Below are 21,210 nucleotides of genomic sequence, written 5' to 3'. Positions count from 1 at the left end.
ACATTAATTACACTCAGGGAGGTGAGCATTATTAGTGGTTTTGCTATGTTATAACATTATATGTAAGGGTGAAATCATTTTGTAACATATAAACGATAGGAAAATGGAATTGTTAGTCGAAAACAACATTTTAACGCTTTATTGACCGAGCTTTTATTTTATACATAATTTTTACATTAATTATGTGTCATGTTATTGAGGTTGTAACAAGTCTATATATGTTTAATTTAAATTTGTGAATTCATTGACCATATGAATACTATATTGAATGGAATTTTACCTGTATTACCAACACCTTATGACTCGGACGATAAGGTCGACAGTCAAGCAATGAAAGGTGTTGTTGAGTTTTGTATAAAATCCGGTGCCAATGGCCTTGTGTTTCCAGGCGTCGCTAGTGAGTATGACCACCTGTCTCAAGCTGAACGAATTGCACTATTGTCAATTATCGCTGAGACCAATAGGGGACGTTTACCTATTATTTGTGGCGGCGGCAAAGGAACAGCGAACGAAATTATTAAAAACATTCAAGCAGCCATTCCCTTTGGTATTTGTGCGGTGATGATTCTTGTTCCCAACCAATTTGCAAACAATGTCGAGCAAGCACGGTTATTTATGGCCGAAATTTGTTCAGCAGTCCCTCAAGTAGATATTGTTTTACAGAACGCTCCTCAGCCAGTTGGTGCAGGTTTGTCACCAGAAGCTGTCGCATCAATTGTTAGAAAAATACCTAATATAAAGTATATCAAAGAGGAAGCCTTACCCTCAGGTGCGCGTATTTCAGAATTGTTAAAGCATGCACCCGAACATTTACAGGGCGTTATTGGTGGCGGCGGTGCGCGTTACCTTATTGACGAAATGAAACGTGGAGCCATTGCTGCTATGCCTGCAGCGGAAATAACTGATTTACATGCTAAGATCTGGCAGTTGTACTGCGATGGTAATGAATCATCTGCACGCGATTTATATATGAGAACCTTACCAATGTTACTTATTCAGGCGATTTATCGCATGCGGCTAACTAAGTTTGTATTGACTGCTAGAGGCGTACTTTCCAACGATATTGTGCGAGCCCCGTTGCCGATGTTTGATGATGCTGACAAGTTAGAGATAAATCATTTATTGAGTTTATTGTCGCCTTATATAGAGAATTGTGATGACAAATAAAGTACTTAAAGTTGAAGCTTTTATATTCGAAGCTTCTCGCGAGTCTTCTTATATTGGTGATAAAAGCCTTAAAGGCAGTGGCGAGTATTTTGTTTTAAAAGAAAATAAAACGGTTTACGCAACAACAGACCGAACGGTTATTGTTCGTATAGAAACGGGTAACGGCGTAGTCGGTTGGGGAGAAACCTATGGGTTGATATGTGCTGAAGCAACAATCGCACTTATTAATGATTTTATGGCTGAATTTGTGATTGGCCAAGATCCTGCTGATGTGTCGATTATTTACGAAAACATTTACAACATGATGCGCTGTCGAGGCTATAACGGAGGATATTACCACGATGCGTTAGCGGCTATTGATATCGCCCTTTGGGACGTCCTAGGTAAGATTCATCAGCAACCTATTTATAATTTGTTAGGTGGCCAACGACGGAAACAAATTCCCGCTTATGTTTCTGGTTTACCTAAGCCTACATTAGCCCAACGAATTGAATTTGCTAAATCATGGCAGGACAAAGGTTTTGTCGCATTTAAATTTGCATCACCGGCAGCAGGTCCTGATCTTGGTTTAGAAATGAAAGAATTACGTGTTGCATTGGGAACGGAAGTAAAAATAGCGTGCGATCTACAGTGGGCGCAAACAGCGGGTGAAGCATCAGCAATGATTGCTAGCATGCAACCATATAATTTATGGTTCGCAGAAGCTCCCGTTGCTACCGAAAATATTGCGGGATTAAAACAAGTGGAAAACTCAGGCACTACTCCTATTGCCGTAGGGGAAGAGTGGCGCACTATTTATGATGCTCAAGCAAGGATATCTGCTGGTGCAGTTGATATTATTCAGCCTGAGATGGGACATGTTGGCATTACTCAATTTATGCGTATGGGAACGTTGGCGCAAGCTAATCATTTGCAAATTATTCCACATGCGACTATTGGTTCAGGAATATTTCTTGCCGCTAGTTTACAAGTGGCCTGCTGCCTCGAAAATGTCACTTATCACGAATATCAGCACGCTGTCTTCGATCAATATCAACAGATGACAACTGAAGGCATTTCTGTGATGTCTGGTTATTATTCTTTATCGAATGCGCCGGGTTTGGGCATTGAACCTAGTGATGTAATGTTGGCATCAATGAAAAAAGCCTGAGGATAATGTAATGCAAGCTGTTGACTATATTGTTGTTGTTATTTATTTGCTGGGCATGCTTGTTATTAGCACCTTGTTTTCTAAGCGAATGAAAAATGCAAACGATATGTTTTCTGCCGGAGGGCAATCCCCCTGGTGGATTTCTGGGCTTTCTGCATTTATGACCATGTTCTCTGCAGGTACCTTTGTAGTATGGGGCGGGATTGCTTATCAATATGGTTTAGTAGCGATAGCGATTAATTGTTGTTACGGCATCGCTGCATTACTTGTTGGCAGATACATTGCGGGCCAATGGAAAGAGGCTGGTGTAAATTCTGCGTCTGAATTTTTACAATTACGTTTTGGCTCATCTATTGTTCAATTTTATACGTGGTTTAAAGGTCTATTAACCATATTTACGACTGGCGGTTCTATATATGCATTGTCTAAAATTGTTAGTGCGTTGATACCTTTATCTCATGGGCATTGGCTTGCTGACCCTGCAACAGGGCATCTTTCCGTCGCCATTATGTCAACCGTGCTATGTATAGTCGTCGTATTAATTGCATTTAGTGGCGGCTTGTGGGCGGTTCTGATGACAGATGTTCTTCAGTTCATTGTATTAACTGTTTCAGTGCTATTAGTTGTTCCACTGATCTTAGGTGAACTTAGTAGTATTGACAGTTTTGTTAATCAAATGCCTGAAGGTTATTTTTCGCTGACGACATTAGATTTCCCCGTTTGGTTTTTAGTTGGTTGGTTAGTATTGAATTTTGTCACCTTAGGCGGTGACTGGGCTTTTATCCAACGCTACTTATGTGTACCCGACAGTAAGTCTGCGAAAAAATCAGCTTATCTTATTGGCGTAATGTATATAGTTTCTCCTATTATTTGGATGATCCCGCCGCTAGCTTTTAGAGCCATTGAACCTAATATTGATGCCGAGCAAGCTTATATTCTAGCATGTCAATATGTATTACCTGCGGGGCTAATGGGGCTTATGATGGCAGCCATGCTTTCTGCGACAGCAAGTATGGCAACTACAAGGTTAAATGTTTTTGCCGGTGCGTTTACTGAAATCTATTGTCGATATAAAAATTATTGTGTGAATCACGCCACCCAAATCTGGGTGGGTAGATTAGCAACGGTAGTTTTAGGTGCTATATTACTATTGGGTGCACTGCTAATACCGCAATATGGTTATACCAAGTTTATTTTAGATATAAATACCTTACTTTATGTACCTTTGGTTTTACCAACCCTTTGGGGCTTGTTTTCAAAGCGAATTGGCTTATTAGCAGTATGGTTGACCATGATTTTTGGATTTATCGCTTCGTTTATTCTTAAATTTGGCTTGTCGCAGCAAGGCTTCTTGTCTTCATTTGAAATATTTACACCATACATTGAATGGATTTCACTTAACACACGTACAGCAGATGTTTTTGTCGGGGTTTTATTTCCATTTATTACCTTGTTAATTATTGAGAAGTTAAGTAATAAAGAACATGAAGGTTGGCAGCGTTTCATTTCACACAAAGAAAGTGTTCATTTGCAAGATGGAAAGAAAGTAGCAATGACTTATATTGATACACTGCCATTGACTCTCTCCGCAACAACTATGTTTATTATTGCTATTGGCCTAGTGATTTCAGCTTTTTATCGAACAGATATTGTGGTTATTTTGATTCTGTTTGCTTTGGTTTTAAGCGTCATGTCGATTTATGTTTTACGGTATGTTGACAGACAGAAAAAGCAGACTTTCGTGTTATCAAGTGTTCAGTGATGAGATATATATCGAGTATAACGCTAACTATTGCCGCCTTTTTAACAATATTATTGCTTACTTCGTGTACATCAAACACTCAAACAAGTGACCACGTATTCAAACCTACTAATATTAAGGGTAGTCACACTTTTGATGGTAATAGTGGGAAGATAATTGAACATAATTTTAATCACAATGGCATTAAACGTAGCTATATTGTTTATTTACCAACAAACCACCAACCAGATAATAAATCAGCCTTAGTTTTGTCACTTCATGGTCGCACAGGAACAAGCCATGCGTTAATGAAGTCTCAACGTTGGCATTCGTTAGCTGATAGTGAAAACTTTGTCGTCGTATTTCCACAAAGTGCTGCAACTGAATTGGATGGAAAATTAATGACTCAATGGAATGCTTTGAATGTAAATTCAGGTATTGATGATGTGAGTTTTTTAAAGAACGTAGTTAGTCGCGTGCATGAACAATATAAAACTTCCGCCAAAAAGGCGTATGTTGCTGGCTTTTCAAATGGTGGCATGATGGTATCTCGTTTAGTATGCGAGGCTGATGGGACGTTTGCTGCCATGGCATCTGTTGCAGGCATAGGTTCAACCGCACACAGTGATTGTGTGCCACGCCACGTAACACCTATTGCATTTATTCATGGAGAAAAAGACCTGTTACCACCTCAAAAAGGGCAGTTGTCTAATTTACGGCCAGTGCAAGAAACAATAAGCATGTTTGTCGAAACTTATAACTGTTCTGATATGCCAGTTGTAAAGTTACTTGAAGATAAAGCACCTAACGATGGCACAAGAACCACTATGTATCGTTATCAAGGATGTAATGAAGATGCTGTCGTAGAGTATTACTTTGTTAAAAATGGTGGTCATACTTGGCCTGGCAACAAACCAGTGACGTGGCTAGGTAATACATCTCAAGATTTCACCGCGAATGAGATTTTATGGCAGTTTTTCTCTCGTCATGAACTCAAATTCAAATAACACAATTGCTAACGAGCTAGTCTAGGCAATACCGTTTTGAACAACATAGTATGACTAAGAAGCAGACCCGATTAATGGAGGAACCCAAATTTGGAAGGTTCCTTTAATTGGACTGGACGATAATACGTCAACATTGTTCGTTTTAACATAATCAAATACGCGTTGCAGTGTGCGTGAGCGGAAGCGCGAAGCAACACAAGCATAAGCGTATCAGAGCGCCATTTGAGTCCATACAGTGTTATACACATCATATAGATATTTCGCATAATGTATATTATGTTAAATTAAATATTAATCACAAAGTATCCACAAATCTCTCAATAAACATCCCCTTTTGGGGTTTTCTTAGCGCTTTTTTCTAAGCCGTATTTGTTTGTTGTTAAATTAAAAAAATAATACTTGCCCCTACTATTCGAATTTTATAGATGAATGGCTGAACTACCGTTTAGGTCCCTAAATTTTGATGAATATTTGTAAGCAACTGATTTTATTGTTGGATTCTTACTGACTTTATAAAAATACTCCGTCGAGTAGCGTTAATTCGTGAATAGAATTATATTTATTATCCAGCGCAACAAGACAACTCACTCACATCTTTATTAAAAGTCTGCGCACACAGTTTCAGACCTTCAACCATGGTTAGATAAGGAAAAAGCTGGTTTGCTAAATCTTCAATTGTCATTTGATTGTGTATAGCAAGGGCTGCACTTTGTATTAGCTCACCACCTTCGTGTGCTAAGATTTGCGCACCGATAAGCTTATTAGACTGTTTATCTGCCACTAACTTTATAAAGCCGTCTGTCTCAAAGTTGGCTAAGGCTCTTGGCACATTTTCCATTTCTAATACGCGGCTAATAACGCTTATTCCCTGATTTTCAGCTTCACCTTCTGATAACCCAACGGTAGCAACTTGCGGATCGGTAAAAATAACGGCAGGCATGATTGATAAGTCTAGCTTCAAGTTATCACCAGTCATATTTGAACCGGCACGGCTGCCTGCAGCCGCCGCAACATACACATATTGAGGTATGGTTGAGCAATCACCTGCAGCGTAGATATGAGAAACATTTGTCTCAAGCTTTTCATTAACAAGGACAGCGCCAGATCCATCGGTCCTGACACCTACTACATCTAAATCAAGTCCTACAGTGTTTGCGTGACGACCTGTAGATATCAATAACTTCTCACAGAGCACTTGCTCATCTTCGGTCTGTATGAAAAAACCATTGTCATCATGAGTGATTCGAGTGACTTGGGTATTATTTATTATTTCAATGCCCTCTTTCTCAAAACACTGACTTAATCTATCACCCAACAGTGGATCCTCACTTTTCAACAAGGTACTGCGCGCTAAAATAGTAACTTGGCAACCTAATCGAGCATATGCCTGAGCAATTTCTACAGCGACAACCGATGAGCCAATTACTGCAAGGCTCTTAGGTAGCTCTTTTTCGAACAACGCTTCTGTTGAAGTCCAATAGGGGGTGTTTTGTAGTCCTTCTATTTTAGGGAAAGTGGGTGTTGAGCCTGTTGCAATAAGAAATTTGTCTGCAAGTAGTGTTACTTCTGTACCGTCAGCATGGGTAATGTTCAGCGCATTTTTGCTACTAAACCGCGCATACCCCTTAATCAAGGTTAATGCCGGATTGTTTTTCAGTATATTTTGGTATTTGGCAGTTCTCAATTCGTCAACGCGACTGATTTGTTGATGCGATAAAAGCGTGCGGTCTATCTTAGGTTCGTGGTCTTCAATGCCTGTAAAAGGGTTGCTTCGTTGTTGATGTGCTAATTGAGCGGCGCGGATGAGAATTTTAGATGGAACGCAGCCGACATTAACACAACACCCGCCTATAACGTCGGCTCCTTCTATTATGGTGACCCTTGCACCATTTTCTGCCGCTTTAATGGCGCACGAGAATGCCGCAGATCCACTGCCAATAATAGCAACATGAAGTTGCTTCGCCTTGCTTGCACAACAATTAGAGCTGCCTTGTGCGTTCATAGATTAATCGCTACTTTTTACGTTTGACGAATAGCCTGCATTCTCGGTGGCTGCCATTAACTCTTTTGTATTGGTTTTCGTATCGTCGAAAGTAACAATAGCTTCATTTGGCTCATATGTGGCTTCGACTGTTTTCACACCTTCCACTTTTTTCAGTGCTAATTTGACCGTAACGGGACAAGTAACACAATTCATGCTTGGTACTTCTAGCGTGACTGTTTTTAACTCTGCCCACGCGGTGGTGCTTGAAAGTAAAGCCATCGTAAGTAATAGTTTTTTCATAATATTTTCCTGTTTTAAAATGTTTTAGGGATTGTGTAAGGTTCTTGAAATCAGATTAACCAAACTAGCCAATAGTTACTTGTGACCAAAACAAGTGCTATTAATGACGTTATCCAAAAGGCAATTTGACGACGACGCCTTGTTTGCGGAATTGCGCAGACACTGCCTGGTTGGCATTTTTCAATCGGCCGATGGATTTTATAACCTGCATAGCCAAGGAAGAGCATGACGGTCACTACAAAAACTGGACGGTATGGTTCAAAAGCGGTTAGGCTACTAATCCATGAGCCACTTATTCCAAGCAACAATAGGACTAACGGACCTACACAACAAATGCCTGCCCCGATCGCCGCGATAATACCTCCCACCATCGGCATTTTAGAGTCGTCGTTGATCATATTTAATCTCGATATTGGATAAGATAGCACCGAGTATAAAGTATGTACCTTAGTACAGAGTCAAGCTTGATTAGTTATTTCATTGTGATTTGTTAGCGGGATGCTCTAGATAGTTAGATACATTTACTTTGGTGACAAGGCATTAATAATGGGGCAATGGCTATCATCATCATTCGTCTGACACTTAGTGATGCTCTCCAATAGCGCATGCTCTAATTGTTTTAGGTCTTCCAGCTTAGATTGCACAGATGCAAGTCTCTGTTTTGCTAGCGCTTCTACCTTGCTACAGCACTCGCTATTTAACGACAGCAGAGATTCTATTTCTTTAAGCGTAAATCCTAATTCTTGAGCGCGTTTTATGAATCGGATCCTATCAACCGTTTCCTTAGGATATACTCGATAACCCTCAGAGGGCTTTTGTGGCTGACTGATTAAGCCATTGCGCTCATAAAAGCGAATAGTTTCTTTATTCACACCGATTAGTTTTGCAATCTTTCCGATTGTCCCTGACATAAGCGAATCACCTCTACAATATAATTGTAAGACACAAGTAGTTATATCAAGGGCTTAAGCCGAGATATTGCCTAACTAAATGTCAAATGTAGCTATTGAACTTTTCTATCTTTACCTGATGCTGCTCGGCGTTTTCGCTCCACTTGCACATAAACTGTGTCAGTGGTCGCACTACTTGAATGACCTAGATCCTCAGATAAATCTTTCAAAGGCCTGTCACGTTCAATCTCCATGCTGGCACCGGTGTGACGCAAGTAATGTGTCGTTGCTTCATTTAATTTCTGTGCGGCTTCTACTCCTTGTTCTGACTTCATCTTATCGAAAGCTGCGTCAAATACTTGCTGCACGAGCCTGGATATTTGACGGCTTGTTAAACCTCCACGACCTCGTATTTTTTCGACCAACACGGTTTGTTCACCTTTGGATGGCAACGGTGACAGTCCACGCCATTCTCTATATCGTTTCAAAAACGTAAGATAACCCGGTGGTACCGTGATATCTCTAATCTTTTTGCCTTTTCCATAGGCCTTAAACCACCAGTTGTTATCCTCATCTGTCCAAAAATGACTCATCAACGGTGTCCAATCTTGGCGTTCTGAGAGCTCTGAAAGCCTTAAGAATAGGGTTTTCATGGTAGCAATAACGAATAAATTGCGCTCCACAAGCGGATCGTTATCAGCCATCTCAACTGCGGTATCTAAGAGATATTGCCATTGCTGTTCTGTTAATCGACTGATCGTTTTCACCTGACTGTCTTTTATCAAATATTTACAGTCACGTTTTGCTAATGGAATAGGATTGCCGAAACAAATTTCTTCATCGATGAGATGGCGATAAAAAGAGCTTAATGCCACAAAGGTAGATTCGAGGGTCTGCAATGACGGTTGGTACTTTTTCGGATCAAGCACTCTTTCCTTATCGTATTTAGGCGGCGTTTGTCTGAACGGCGTCCACTTAAGGTTTGAAGCAAAGTAACCATTATTGAGGCTAAATCGATCATGGAGCTGCGTACTTATCCATTTAACCGGTGGCGCCACACAAAAATCAATGTATCGCAAAATATCTGATTTGCGTAAATCGTCTACTGGCTGCTTATCCACCATGAAAACCCACAGTAGAAACTTTTCGATATCATTTCTAAAACGCACATAGGTGTGTTGTGATTTGTTGCGACCGATATATAAAAGATATTCTTTCGCCCAGTCCCAGTGTTGTCTCATCCATGTTGGTTGCTTATCTAAGAATGAACGTAGCTGTGGATAGTCAGACAGACTGAGTTCTGCCAGCTCAGTATACGTGGGAAACAACGGTGTGGGTTTAGTGTTGGCCAAGTGTGTTTTTATTGTAGGTTAAGATGACAACACTATAACGTACCCTTACACCCTATGTCTAATACTGAACCGTATTAGACATACGGGGTGTTACATGTAAAAACTGTAACTAACTTGAGGTTTTTCGCCTACATCAACATATTTCATTATATCGCCTACTTTTTTGGCACACTCAAGCGTTATCGGTAGTCGCCCATCTAGCTGTGTGTTATTCCAATTCATTTTGGTCAAACCCAGAATTTCCTCTGCTAATTCTTCTAATGATGAATCGTTTTCATACACATCTATTTTCAATGGATTAGGTACATACGCGCCAGGATAAGTTTGATAAAAATCGATGGTGCCGCGTGTGTACAGAACGCCTTCATTTTCATTTATTGAAAGTAATGTACCTCTCTTTGGTGGATAGCTTGTTTGACTAAATAATCGTATATCCGTATTCGTGATAGAAACAAAGTCCTTCGAACGCACGCTTTTCTCTTCTAGCACGCGACAAAACCCTCTGATTTCTGTGTCGCGAAATTTTGAAGTCTTATGTATAACGATTCTGGCTGGCATTTGCATCAACGCTTTATCGTATTCAGATAACGCTGAGCTTAACAAATTGTATGCTTGTTCTTCTGACATAAATGGTCGCTTGTCATTTTTGTCAATGACTACAGGTGTTCCGCGCAAAATAACGCCATGACCAAATTCATCAAATACTTGCGCAAGACTTGTTGATATAGTCTCACCATCCCGACTCTTGTAGAACCCGATACCGACGTAACAACTTTTTGGCTTAAATCGTTCTTCTTTTAATCTCCACGGGACAGTCTTGTTGCCTTTATAGTACAAAGCCGTTGCAAAATTCCAGGCACGAGTAGCATCGTCTTGATTGCCCCTATTCGCTTTGCCTGTTAACAACGTACTCTCTAGAACAAGTTGCAACGGTATACCAAGGTGCATACACTTGGCTTTCAACAGGCGTCTAAAGTCGTGCTCCATGTATTGCTCTATTGCACCGGTATCTTTTTTTGAGCCAGAATCTTTCTGCGTCAATGACACGAATAGCTCTTCTGGTATCACGCATATTATGACATCAATGGCTCGATTTTCTGCGAGAAATTGGACTTGTTCGTAATATAAGTTAACTGCTGTGACTACTCGCTCTTCTCTTGTTTTGATACGGCTAACTTTCACAATTGAGGATTTCTGAATTGCACGAGTAAAACTTGGTGAAGATAATAATCGCGTGAAAAAACCATAGTCCGCCGAAACGCCACCAAATCCTTTAAACAGGTTTGATAATTCACTTTCTTTTCCGACGATACCATTGCGACATAAGTCCAACCAAACGTCTAGTTTATCTACCCCCTCTCCCCTGCCTACTATTCCAAGTCTAAGCTCTGAACGCCTAAGTTCATCCTTCGTATCATAAACACCCATTCGTTCAATTCCATTACGCGGACAAATATGAGTTCCTTTACCAAATTCTAATAGTGGCTCTTCAATTACGGTAACCTTCACTCGTTATTCCTCCTCATCGATATCGACTACATCTTCAGTGATGTTTTCTGGAACAAGCTGAATCAGGGAGCCAAACTTAACTTCTTGGTCTGTCATTTGAGAAAGATAAAAAGCAATGAACCGAGTTAAATTTCGAACAGCTTGATTATTTTCAAGCTTCTTCTGCTTCGTTACTAGCTTGTCGTGAAAACGGCTTCGTCGAAAAGAGTTATAGGTATAAAGCCAACTTGGCACAATCAAGGCATGGTAGTGACCCATTGTATAAATAAACCTTAATTTAAAGCTTAAGTGCTTGTAATGCGCTAGACTTCCTGGCTCTTTTTTACTATCAACACGCTCAAAAACTGTTCTATGGGCTGTTTTCATGCCTTTCCATGTTTCTTTTCTATGAGTTTGCTTTTCGCTTTCTCTGTTGAAATAAAATTGCTTTTCATACATATCGAAATTTACATTATGTGGTAGCAGTTGCTCCCGTATTTGACCTTGAAGCAGCGACTTAAACACATTTTCATATTCGACATATTCTGAGTTATATAACTCATCACTACCGACTTCCTCGATTGTTCCGACATCAATTAGAGACTTAAGCGCAGTGTTAGCTTCGAAGTCATCAAACGTGAAAATTTTCCCATCATGAAAGGCCCATCCTACAAATCTAGACCCTTCAAGTTGTAGAGCAAGACGAATGCACATGAGCATATCTGACTTTCTGCCCTTGTATTCTAGTTCTTTCTTTGCTCGGGAAAGCACATCCTTTTTGTTTATTGTTGTCTCAGCGATGAAAACCTTTGGCGGAAAGTTAATGGGCGCTAGATTTGACGTGAATACAACTGGTACATCAGTTTTGGGTTCGCGTAGCGCTAAATAACCATCAATTTCACCAAGAATGAGTTTAAATTCATGCAATATGCGACGTTGTGCAGTTACTCTTAAGTCTGTTAGTTTTGACAAAATGTCACCGCAATCTATGATCTGCGTTTTCGCATTAAAGCTAAATGTCGGTCCCGTTATTTTATCAATGGCCTGTTGAGAATAGCTCTTCTGTTTGCCTACAAGCATCAAAATAAAGAGCTCATCAAAGTTTGACTGGTAGTCTTTATCAATAAAGATTGAGAGTGTTTTCTTGACCTTTTCAAGGTCTGTAGTTGCGGTTACCTGAAATGCGACCCGATCATATTCATCTCCTAAGTCTATTCCAGGATAATTCTTCTGCTTGGCATTCAAATTGTGCAGCTTTGGTAGGTGAAACAACTCTTTAAGGATGGGAATAAAAGCATCTTCCATCGCTAAATTTATGTCTAAGCGGCCTTGCTTGCTCGCAAGCTCTACTTGAGTCACTACTCTGGCTACAACTTCGCGAAGTTCGTTTTCAACATTTAATACATCCATGTGACTCCCTCTACCCTACTGATAATATATACAGTATACATTGGTGCTCAGTTTTTATAAATCAAGTCTCACATCGTAGACTTGTAAAAATTAAACGAACGTCATAACTTAGGTATGTATCGATTAGTCTCTCGCATATACTTTTGAAACTCATCCCCATGGGCTTCTATTAAATATGGCTCTTCAATTTCTCGAACAATCAGTTCAATGCAAATCCAGCATATTAATGCGCAAGCCCATAGCAGTAGATGTGGGAATGTGAGACACAACCCCAGCCAAAATATAAAAATCCCGAAATAAATCGGGTTTCTAGACTTTGCATAAATACCATGCGTAATGAGCGTCGTCGTTTCTTTCTTGTCGACACCAATTCGCCATGAATCACCCATTTGGATTTGAGATAAGAGCGTGACGAGTATTCCACAAGTCCCGATCACGAAACCCAAAGATTGAAACGGCAAAGAAGCAACAAAGAAAGGGGTCACTTGTCCTAAATAACCCATGACTACTACACCAAACGCTAGGCAAAATGTAATCACAAAAATAGTACCGGGCAAAATCTCTATCATCGGAGCGCTCAGCGAGGCTGCTCTAATGCCAAAATCCCCATTCCTTTTATATTGCACAAAGCTTCGAGCAACTACTGCAAGCAATATAAAAGCACTTATCAACACGAGAGAAATCATACCTACCCTTATTAGTCATATCATAAAAATATGATTATAAAGTCTATACTTAATATAGGGTCAACACATATTGATGACGTTTAAGTGTAATAAGTGAAATTGGGGCATTAACTAACAACGGCTAATGCCCCAAATGTGGCTAATTCTTCCTGCTGTGCACAAGTCGGTATAAAACAGGTAAAACTATTAATGTAAGTAAGGTAGAAGATATTATCCCGCCAATAACTACCGTCGCTAACGGACGTTGTACCTCTGCTCCCGTCCCTACATTCAGCGCCATCGGCACAAAACCAAGGCTTGCAACCAATGCCGTCATCAGTACCGGCCGCAAACGCGTTAATGCACCATCAACAATAGCGTTAATTAACTCTCCTGTCTCTTCCAGCCTTTGACGGATAAACGACAACATAACTAAACCGTTAAGCACAGCAATGCCAGACAGCGCAATAAAACCAACGCCTGCTGATATAGACAAGGGCATGTCTCTTACCCATAGCGCAAAAACGCCACCTGTTAATGCTAAAGGCACACCGGTGAAAATTATCAATGCATCTTTCACGGAGCCAAAGGCTATGACTAGCAATGCAAGAATTAAGAATAGCGTCGCTGGGACAACAAGGCTCAATCGCTGACTCGCACTTTCAAGCTGTTCGAACGTGCCGCCATAGTCCACCCAATACCCACTTGGTAATGCGACATTTTCTGCTATCTGCATTTTTGCTTCAGTGACAAACGAGCCTAGGTCGCGCTCTCTTACATTCGCCGTTACCACAATACGGCGCTTGGCGTTTTCTCGGCTGATTTGACTGGGTATACTGGCATATTCAAGTGTTGCAACCTCTGCTATAGGCACATAATCACCAGTCCCTGTCATAATAGCTATGCTGCCTAGCGTATCAAGATTATTGCGAATATCCTCTGAGTAGCGAACGACCATCTCGAATCGCCTGTCGCCCTCGAATATCAAGCCTGCTTCTTTGCCGCGAATCGATGCGCTTAACCATATTTGCAAATCAGTAACGTCCAAATTATAACGCGCTAAAGCATAAGGCTTGGGGTTCACGGTAAAGATAGGAATCTCATCAACTTGCTCAACGCGTGCATCCGCAGCGCCGGGTATATCTTGCAGTACCGCTAATATATCACCGGCCGAATCGCGCAGTTTATCTAAATCGTCACCATAAATTTTTATACCTAAGTCGGCTCTAACGCCACTAATTAATTCGTTAAACCGCATTTGTATAGGTTGAGTAAACTCGTAATTATTGCCGGGCACGCTTTGAAGTTCACGCTCCATTTGCTCGACAAATTCGGCTTTAGATAAAGTAGGATCTGGCCATTGGTCGATAGGTTTCAACATCACAAACGTATCGGTAACATTAGGCGGCATCGCATCTGTGGCAACTTCTGCCGTGCCGGTTTTAGCAAAGACAGTGCTCACTTGTGGGTACTGCAAAATGACGTCTTCAAGCCTTTTTTGCATATCCACGGCTTGTTCAATGCCAGTGCCGGGCACTCGCATAGCGTGCAAGGCAATATCACCCTCATCAAGCTGTGGAATAAATTCAGAGCCAAGACGCATGCTTAACCAAACGCTCACAATAACCAGTAATGTCGCTAAGCCTATTACTAACCAACGTAGTTTCAGCGCCCATAACAGAACAGGACGATACACTGATTTCGCCCCTACTATGATTGGACTCTCTTTTTCACTGACTTTACCCGACATAAACATCGCAACGGCTGCTGGCACAATAGTGATTGAGAACACCATCGCGGCAAGTAATGCCAAGATGACGGTGGCCGCCATCGGGTGAAACATCTTACCTTCTACCCCTGTTAAACTGAAAATAGGGATATACACAATAGTAATAATCATCACGCCGAATAAACTTGGACGGATCACCTCATTGGTTGCCTCATACACGACTTCAAGTCTTTCCTTGATGGGCAGCATCGCGCCAGTTCGCCGCTGTGCTTCACTTAAGCGTCTAACGCAGTTTTCAACGATAATAACCGCACCATCTACAATTAACCCGAAATCTAGCGCCCCTAAGCTCATTAAATTTGCGCTTACGCCTGTTTGCACCATCCCCGTTATTGTGGCGAGCATAGCGAGCGGTATCACAGCGGCGGTAATGATGGCGGCTCTTATATTGCCAAGTAGAAGAAACAACACCACGATTACCAGTAATGCGCCCTCAACAAGGTTTTTACGCACGGTATTGATGGCTTTATCTACCAGCGCTGTCCTATCGTAAACGGTTTCTATTATTACACCTTCGGGCAAGCTAGCTTGAATTTCGTCCACTTTGTCAGCCACTGCCAAGGCCACAGTACGACTATTTTCACCAATGAGCATCATAGCAGTGCCTAAGACAGTTTCCTTACCCTCTCGTGTCGCAGCTCCCGTTCGAAGCTCTTTGCCAATAGCCACCTCGGCAATATCGTTGACGGTCACTGGAGATTGGTTAGTAAGTGACACCACTACATTACCTATATCTTCAATTGTGGCCAGCTGTGCTTGAGAGCGTACCAGTATTTGTTGACCGTTACGTTCGATATATCCGGCACCTTGGTTGGCATTGTTTCGCGCCAATGCCCGCAGCAGATCGTCAGTGCTCACACCATAATTAAGCATACGTTGAGGATCAGGATTCACATGATATTGCTTGGTGAATCCACCAATAGCATTAACCTCTGTAATACCTTTTACTAAAGCGAGTTGAGGTTTCACCACCCAGTCATGCATCTCTCTTAGTGCCATCGCATCAAAGTCTCTGCCGTCAGTCGTCAATGTACCTGGCTCAGCGCTGAGTGTGTACATGTAGATTTCACCCAAACCCGTGGCAATCGGCCCCATTTCTGGCTCGATACCCTCAGGTAACTGACTTTTGATAATGCCTATCCGCTCATTAATGAGGTTTCTGGCAAAATACAGGTCGGTGCCTTCTTCAAATACGGCGGTAACTTGTGACAAGCCATAACGAGATAGTGAACGGGTATAATCCAAGTTTGGCAAACCCGCTAAGGCGTTTTCTACCAAAAAGGTGATGCGTTGTTCAGTTTCAAGCGGCGAATAACCAGTTGCTTGTGTATTTATTTGAACTTGGACATTGGTGATATCGGGTACGGCGTCAATGGGCAGCTTTTGATAACTAAATAAGCCAAAACCAATGACTAAAAAACTCAGCATCAAAAATATACCGCGCCTGTCTATTGCAGTGCGAATAATGGAAGCTAGCATGTTAAGCCTCCCTTAAAACCTTGCAGTAGCAAACATGTATATTCGGGTTGTATTGAGGCATTAATGGTCATGACCGGCCTCCGATTTTTCCAGATCTGCTTTGATCAGGTAACTATTGGTAGCCACCACACGCTCACCTATTTCAATGCCGCTTATGACTTCAATATAGCGACCATCAGTTACACCGAGCTGCACGGGGCGTGGTTTATATTCATTATCATTGTTAACAAATACCACTTGCTTGTCTTCATACTCTTGAATGGCAGTCACAGGCACCATATGACTCACGGCCTTGGTGGCTGTCGTTACCTGTGCTTTTACCAAAGTGCCTAATGGCCAATAGCCACTGCTATTGTCAACAGTGACATTGGCAAGCGAATGCGGACTACTATCGGCAGATGGCGTAAGGTAGGCAATTTCAGATAGCTGTTCAAAGTTTGCATGCCTTAATTCAACAGCTTGCCCAACTTCAATTTGGCCGAGGTGCTGCGAGAACACGGTTAACTGTGCCCACACATCCTTGTAGTTGGCTAAGGAAAATAGTACTTGTCCGTTTGATAACTCACCATTGTTGGCATGCCGCGCTATTACGTTGCCATCAAATGGAGATGTAATTGAGTAGCTTTTTAAACTCTCATTTGACTCTACGACCGCTAAAATATCTCCTTTTTTAACTGTGTCGCCAATGTTGACTTTGACATCTTTGATCACACCGTCAAAACGCGCCCTGATATGACTCAAAGAAGCAGGATCTGCACTTATTCGGCCATAAAGCGTGGTCGAGAGTGCAATGTCGCCAGCAATGACATTTGTGGTGGTAATGCCATTTTGCACAGCAGTCTCGTCGCTCATCGTAATCACTTCACCTGCGTGTTTATCATCCTCATGAGAATCACCGTCTGCATGTTTGTCTCCGCCGCTCACCGTCCCATGTATCATCATTAGCGTGACGCTTAAAACGAGTACTTTTAATATTGTGAATGTTTTTAATTGAGTAAATTTATTCATGATTGTTACTTCTTATCGAAATGTTTGATGGTTGCCGCATATTGATGTTGTGCGCTAACTTTTTGGAAGCGCTGCTCTTTGCAGTATCCGTTTTTGCAGTGCTGCTTTGTGAAGCCTTAAGTGCGAGACCGGTTAGCGTTTCAATTTCTGTTTTGCTTAGGTGCACTTGAGACGCCGCCTCAATTAATGTCAGGCGCGTATTTAAGAACTCTTGTCGAGTAGATACCCACTCCAAATAGCTAAACCGGCCATCTAAATAGGCGCTTTCGACTAAATCCAAAGCTTCTATAAGAGGCGGTATGACAGTTTGTTGGATAGCGTCAACCTCTAATAATGCGCGGGTGTGCTCACCTAAGGCTTGATTAACTGAATATAAAAGACTGCGCACATTACTCTGTTTTTGCACCTCTATTGCATCAAGGCGAGCTTTGTGCGCCTCGTATTCACCTAGGTTTCGTTTTTGTTGAAACAATGGCACGCTGATCCCCGCTATTAAAGCAGTTTCATCAATACCTTGTATTCGTCGAACACCCGCTGTCCACTCAATGTCAGCTCGATTGTTGGCTTGCACTAACCTAAGCTGCGCTGCTTGAACACGGCTTTGTTTTGCCAACAACTCTATATGCGGACTGCTTTGGATAGCGGCAGAAAGCATCTCGAATGACCCTATGTCTTGAAACGCAAAAAGCTTACCTTCCACACGCTTAAAAGTGGGCGTTTGTTCGCCCCACATGATGGCAAGACTTCGCAATGCAAATTGAAGAGCTTCTTGGGCTAATTTAACATCGAGTTTTGCTTGGGCTAGCGCTGCTTGGGCGCGTTTTTGCTCTAGCAATGGAGACGCGCCTGCATCAACGCGCTTAGAAACTGCGTTATAGGTATAGAGTGCAAGTGTCTCTGCGTCGTTTTGCACGTCTAAGGTGGCCTGTAATACGAGTGCTTCGATGTAACGACGATTCAGCTCTCCAAGGACATCTAATGTGCGTATTTTCTTTTCCACCTCTTGTTGTATTTTACGCTCAGAGAGTACGTCTAATCTTGCACTAGGCTTGTCGTTGAGCTGTAGTACAGATGACAAGGTCAAACTGACTTCGAGCTCCTTAATGCCCGACACCTCGCCGGTTCCCATAAAGTTCTCTAGTTCAATCCCAGCATTCAGCGCGGGTTTAAGCACGGCGGTTTTTGATTCACCGTCAATTACTCGCTGTCTAAATTCAAACTCATACAAACTTGGATTATTGGCAAGTGTAAGTCTTATTGTATCTTCAAGGCTCAGCGTTTCTCGCAAGGGCGCTTGATCACCTTCATCTAAATAGCGACTAGTTTGCACCGCTTGTGCGGTAATTGGACTCAATGTTAAGCCCAGCATGCAAGCGAACGCCATGGCGCGTGCATGCACAAAAATATGAAACATTTTCATTAGAATATCCTGATAATTTTTCAATATTCAGTGACGCGCTTTTTTTCAGCGAGACACTATCGAAAGCGATATTAGGATAGTGTTTTGGGTGGGCGTAGTAATCGGTTGATGGGTGCGTCGATGATCGCATCCAAATAATTAAAGTTGTGGGTAGACACCACAGATTGTAGATTGTTAATGTCGTGCTGACCTAACCACTGCGCATGCGTACCGTGGCAGTGGCCACAATGATGGCAATCGGCAGGGTTATGGTGATCAGCTTTTGCTGACTCACCAAGCACTTTAGTTGGAATATCGTTTGAAGCTTGATTGTGCTCTGAATGCTGATGTTCATGTTGCAAATGTTGTGTGTCTACTGCATGAAAATCTAATGAATTGGCCACAGCAGAAAACGACTGAAAGAGTATCAGCGAGATCATGATGTAACTTATTCGTTTTAAATTTCCCATAAGTGCTAGTTTACCAAGCCTATTTCACTTCGTCACGACATTGTTCATCGGCAAATTCCAGCTCTACTGTAGTATGTTCAAAATGATATTTGGCTAATGAGCTTTGTATGCTCTCTTTTAATGACTGAATGTGTTCAACACTGACTTCCCCCTTTAAGACAAGGTGGACGGTCATCACATTGCGCTCTCCGTCTAAAGACCAAATGTGAAAATGATGGAGGTCGCTTACCTTATCGTTTGCAAGCAAGTCGTTTCGGATTGTTGACATTTGCTCTTCATCTGGCGTTGCCTGTAAAAATAGCATCAGGGTTTCTTTAAGGTTACGAAACACATTGAAGAGGATGAACAAAGTGAAGCCAATGGATAAGATGGGATCTAAAATCGCCCAAGGCTTAAACATTAAGACGACGGATACAATAAATACTGCCACCCAACCGAGAACGTCTTCTAGCAAATGCCAATTAAGCACTCGTTCGTTTAACGACGTTCCTTCGCTTAGTTTATAAGCGGCGAAACCGTTTACTGCCATACCAAAAATAGATAGGGCTAACATCCCCTCTACTTGGGGCATTTCAGGCGCAGCCAAACGAGGGATCGCTTCAAACAATATCCAAATAGAGCCTACCGTGAGCACTAAACCGTTAATCAACGCGCCCAATAAAGAAAAGCGCTTATATCCATATGAGAAGGTTTTATTAGCTGATTTATCGCTAAGCTTATTCAATCCCCACGCTGTGCCAATTGACAAACTATCGCCGAGGTCATGCACCGCGTCTGCCATGATAGCGGTGCTGTTGGTCAGCCAACCACCAATAAACTCGATGATGGTGAACACCACATTTAAAAAGAACGCCCAGCCAATGCGCCTTGATGCATCGTCTGAATTGCCATCTGAGTGTGTATGGCTATGTGAATGATTATGACTGTGCATGTTTAATCTTATCCAAGATTGCTTTATTTGCTTGTGAAATAGGCATGGGTTTAAACGGGCTGACATTTGCCCCGCCAGTATTGCCCTCTGGCAACAAACCAACAGCCGTTTTGGTAACAGCACCAATCAGCCTGAAAAGTTGCCCAAAGACTTCTTTAGTATCCTTGCGTTTTAATCCAAATTTGAGCATTTCATAGTGCACTAGGGTATGGTGATAAGTTGAATGCTGACCAATCACATGTGCATCTTCCAATGCTGTAAATCCAGCCTCATCATCTTTATTTGTAAATGACTTATGTGCTTCGTTTAATTTCTGGGTTACGTAAGGCTTTGCTGCTTGAGTAAAATTCATAAAACTTCTCCATTAGATGCGCTGTTATTACGAAGTTCTTGCTTAGCATCTTTTAAGATTAAGATTGCACCCCGCAAGACGATAATTGAAACAATAAAGCCAATCACTAAATCAGGCCAGCGAGTGTCAAATAGATAAACCGTCACTCCCGCTACAATGACGCCCACGTTGGCAATAACGTCATTCGCCGAGAAAATCCAACTCGCTCGCATATGTACTTCGCCGCTCTTCTGTTTTCTTATGATTGCCAAACATATAACGTTAGCGATTAGGGCAACAAAACCCATCCCAATCATTAACAATGACTCGGGGTCACTGCCTAATATCGAACGACGAGCAATATCAAATAAAATAATGAGGCCTAGAATCAATTGAAAATATCCGCTAATTTTTGCGGCGTTTGCTTTGTGAATGATGGTTTTACCCACAGCATAAATACCAATGCCATACACCACCGCATCCGCAAGCATATCCAGTGAATCTGCAATAAGCGCGGTTGAGTCAGCCAATAACCCTACACTCATTTCAACGACGAACATCACTGCATTAATGCCTAATAACCAATACAACACCCTTTTTTGTTCTTGGTCTTTGATTTCAATGTCGCACCCACAGCCGCTCATAAAAA

Annotated in this window: 19 protein-coding genes; 4 read left to right on the top strand and 15 right to left on the bottom strand. The window is 41.8% G+C overall.

Going from position 1 to position 21,210, the window contains the following annotated elements; translation table 11 throughout:
• Positions 1-264 precede the first annotated feature (264 nt).
• Genes QQK00_RS05045 through QQK00_RS05030 form a run of 4 tightly spaced genes read left to right on the top strand, consistent with a single transcriptional unit; the run spans position 265 to position 5,065 of the window.
• Positions 265-1,167, top strand: a complete 903-nt coding sequence (locus QQK00_RS05045; protein ID WP_284216386.1) for a dihydrodipicolinate synthase family protein — start codon at positions 265-267, stop codon at positions 1,165-1,167.
• Positions 1,157-2,317, top strand: a complete 1,161-nt coding sequence (locus tag QQK00_RS05040; protein ID WP_284216385.1) for a mandelate racemase/muconate lactonizing enzyme family protein — start codon at positions 1,157-1,159, stop codon at positions 2,315-2,317. The genes QQK00_RS05045 and QQK00_RS05040 overlap by 11 nt, the downstream gene beginning before the upstream one ends.
• A 10-nt stretch (positions 2,318-2,327) precedes the next feature.
• Positions 2,328-4,079: a sodium:solute symporter family transporter gene (locus QQK00_RS05035; protein WP_284216384.1), complete on the top strand. Its 1,752-nt coding sequence runs from the start codon at positions 2,328-2,330 to the stop codon at positions 4,077-4,079.
• Complete coding sequence (locus QQK00_RS05030) at positions 4,079-5,065, top strand: CE1 family esterase (protein ID WP_284216383.1); 987 nt, start codon at positions 4,079-4,081, stop codon at positions 5,063-5,065. Before QQK00_RS05035 ends, QQK00_RS05030 begins: the two co-directional genes overlap by 1 nt.
• Positions 5,066-5,627: 562 nt before the next feature.
• Here QQK00_RS05030 and merA read toward each other — a convergent pair.
• The 15 genes from merA to QQK00_RS04955 form a co-directional block, all read right to left on the bottom strand.
• Complete coding sequence (merA, locus tag QQK00_RS05025) at positions 5,628-7,067, bottom strand: mercury(II) reductase (RefSeq protein WP_012518534.1); 1,440 nt, start codon at positions 7,065-7,067, stop codon at positions 5,628-5,630.
• A 3-nt stretch (positions 7,068-7,070) separates the two neighbouring features.
• On the bottom strand, positions 7,071-7,349 hold the full coding sequence (gene merP / locus QQK00_RS05020; RefSeq protein ID WP_012518533.1) for a mercury resistance system periplasmic binding protein MerP: 279 nt from the start codon (positions 7,347-7,349) through the stop codon (positions 7,071-7,073).
• Positions 7,350-7,399: 50 nt separating this feature from the next.
• The gene (locus QQK00_RS05015; protein WP_284216381.1) at positions 7,400-7,747 is read right to left on the bottom strand and encodes a mercuric transporter MerT family protein; all 348 of its coding nucleotides are present in this window, start codon (positions 7,745-7,747) and stop codon (positions 7,400-7,402) included.
• Positions 7,748-7,870: 123 nt separating this feature from the next.
• Positions 7,871-8,260, bottom strand: coding sequence for a mercury resistance transcriptional regulator MerR (gene merR / locus QQK00_RS05010; RefSeq protein ID WP_284216380.1), 390 nt, complete (start codon positions 8,258-8,260; stop codon positions 7,871-7,873).
• Between the two features lie 92 nt (positions 8,261-8,352).
• Positions 8,353-9,591, bottom strand: coding sequence for a tyrosine-type recombinase/integrase (locus QQK00_RS05005; RefSeq protein ID WP_284216379.1), 1,239 nt, complete (start codon positions 9,589-9,591; stop codon positions 8,353-8,355).
• 90 nt (positions 9,592-9,681) lie between these two features.
• Positions 9,682-11,100: an argonaute/piwi family protein gene (locus QQK00_RS05000; protein WP_284216378.1), complete on the bottom strand. Its 1,419-nt coding sequence runs from the start codon at positions 11,098-11,100 to the stop codon at positions 9,682-9,684.
• Positions 11,101-11,103: 3 nt separating this feature from the next.
• On the bottom strand, positions 11,104-12,489 hold the full coding sequence (locus QQK00_RS04995) for an SMEK domain-containing protein (protein ID WP_284216377.1): 1,386 nt from the start codon (positions 12,487-12,489) through the stop codon (positions 11,104-11,106).
• 101 nt (positions 12,490-12,590) lie between these two features.
• Complete coding sequence (locus QQK00_RS04990; RefSeq protein ID WP_284216376.1) at positions 12,591-13,175, bottom strand: methyltransferase family protein; 585 nt, start codon at positions 13,173-13,175, stop codon at positions 12,591-12,593.
• Positions 13,176-13,314: 139 nt separating this feature from the next.
• The gene (locus tag QQK00_RS04985; protein ID WP_284216375.1) at positions 13,315-16,422 is read right to left on the bottom strand and encodes an efflux RND transporter permease subunit; all 3,108 of its coding nucleotides are present in this window, start codon (positions 16,420-16,422) and stop codon (positions 13,315-13,317) included.
• 60 nt (positions 16,423-16,482) lie between these two features.
• Entirely contained in the window at positions 16,483-17,430 is a 948-nt protein-coding gene (locus QQK00_RS04980; RefSeq protein WP_284216374.1) for an efflux RND transporter periplasmic adaptor subunit, read from the bottom strand.
• Positions 17,423-18,850 carry a TolC family protein gene (locus tag QQK00_RS04975; protein WP_284216373.1) on the bottom strand — a complete coding sequence of 476 codons (1,428 nt, stop codon included), beginning with the start codon at positions 18,848-18,850 and terminating at the stop codon, positions 17,423-17,425. The genes QQK00_RS04980 and QQK00_RS04975 overlap by 8 nt, the downstream gene beginning before the upstream one ends.
• A gap of 71 nt (positions 18,851-18,921) precedes the next feature.
• Positions 18,922-19,299 (bottom strand): hypothetical protein, encoded by a 378-nt coding sequence (locus tag QQK00_RS04970; protein ID WP_284216372.1) that lies wholly within the window; start codon positions 19,297-19,299, stop codon positions 18,922-18,924.
• Between the two features lie 19 nt (positions 19,300-19,318).
• Entirely contained in the window at positions 19,319-20,230 is a 912-nt protein-coding gene (locus tag QQK00_RS04965; protein ID WP_284216371.1) for a cation diffusion facilitator family transporter, read from the bottom strand.
• The gene (locus tag QQK00_RS04960; RefSeq protein WP_284216370.1) at positions 20,217-20,582 is read right to left on the bottom strand and encodes a DUF3703 domain-containing protein; all 366 of its coding nucleotides are present in this window, start codon (positions 20,580-20,582) and stop codon (positions 20,217-20,219) included. Before QQK00_RS04960 ends, QQK00_RS04965 begins: the two co-directional genes overlap by 14 nt.
• Positions 20,579-21,205, bottom strand: a complete 627-nt coding sequence (locus tag QQK00_RS04955) for a cation efflux transmembrane domain-containing protein (RefSeq protein WP_284216369.1) — start codon at positions 21,203-21,205, stop codon at positions 20,579-20,581. Before QQK00_RS04955 ends, QQK00_RS04960 begins: the two co-directional genes overlap by 4 nt.
• Positions 21,206-21,210: the final 5 nt, after the last annotated feature.

Source organism: Agaribacter marinus (assembly GCF_030160655.1).
Taxonomy (GTDB): Bacteria; Pseudomonadota; Gammaproteobacteria; order Enterobacterales; family Alteromonadaceae; genus Glaciecola; species Glaciecola marina.
Note: the sequence above shows the minus strand (reverse complement) of the source record. Positions and strands in the feature narration are given on the sequence as shown.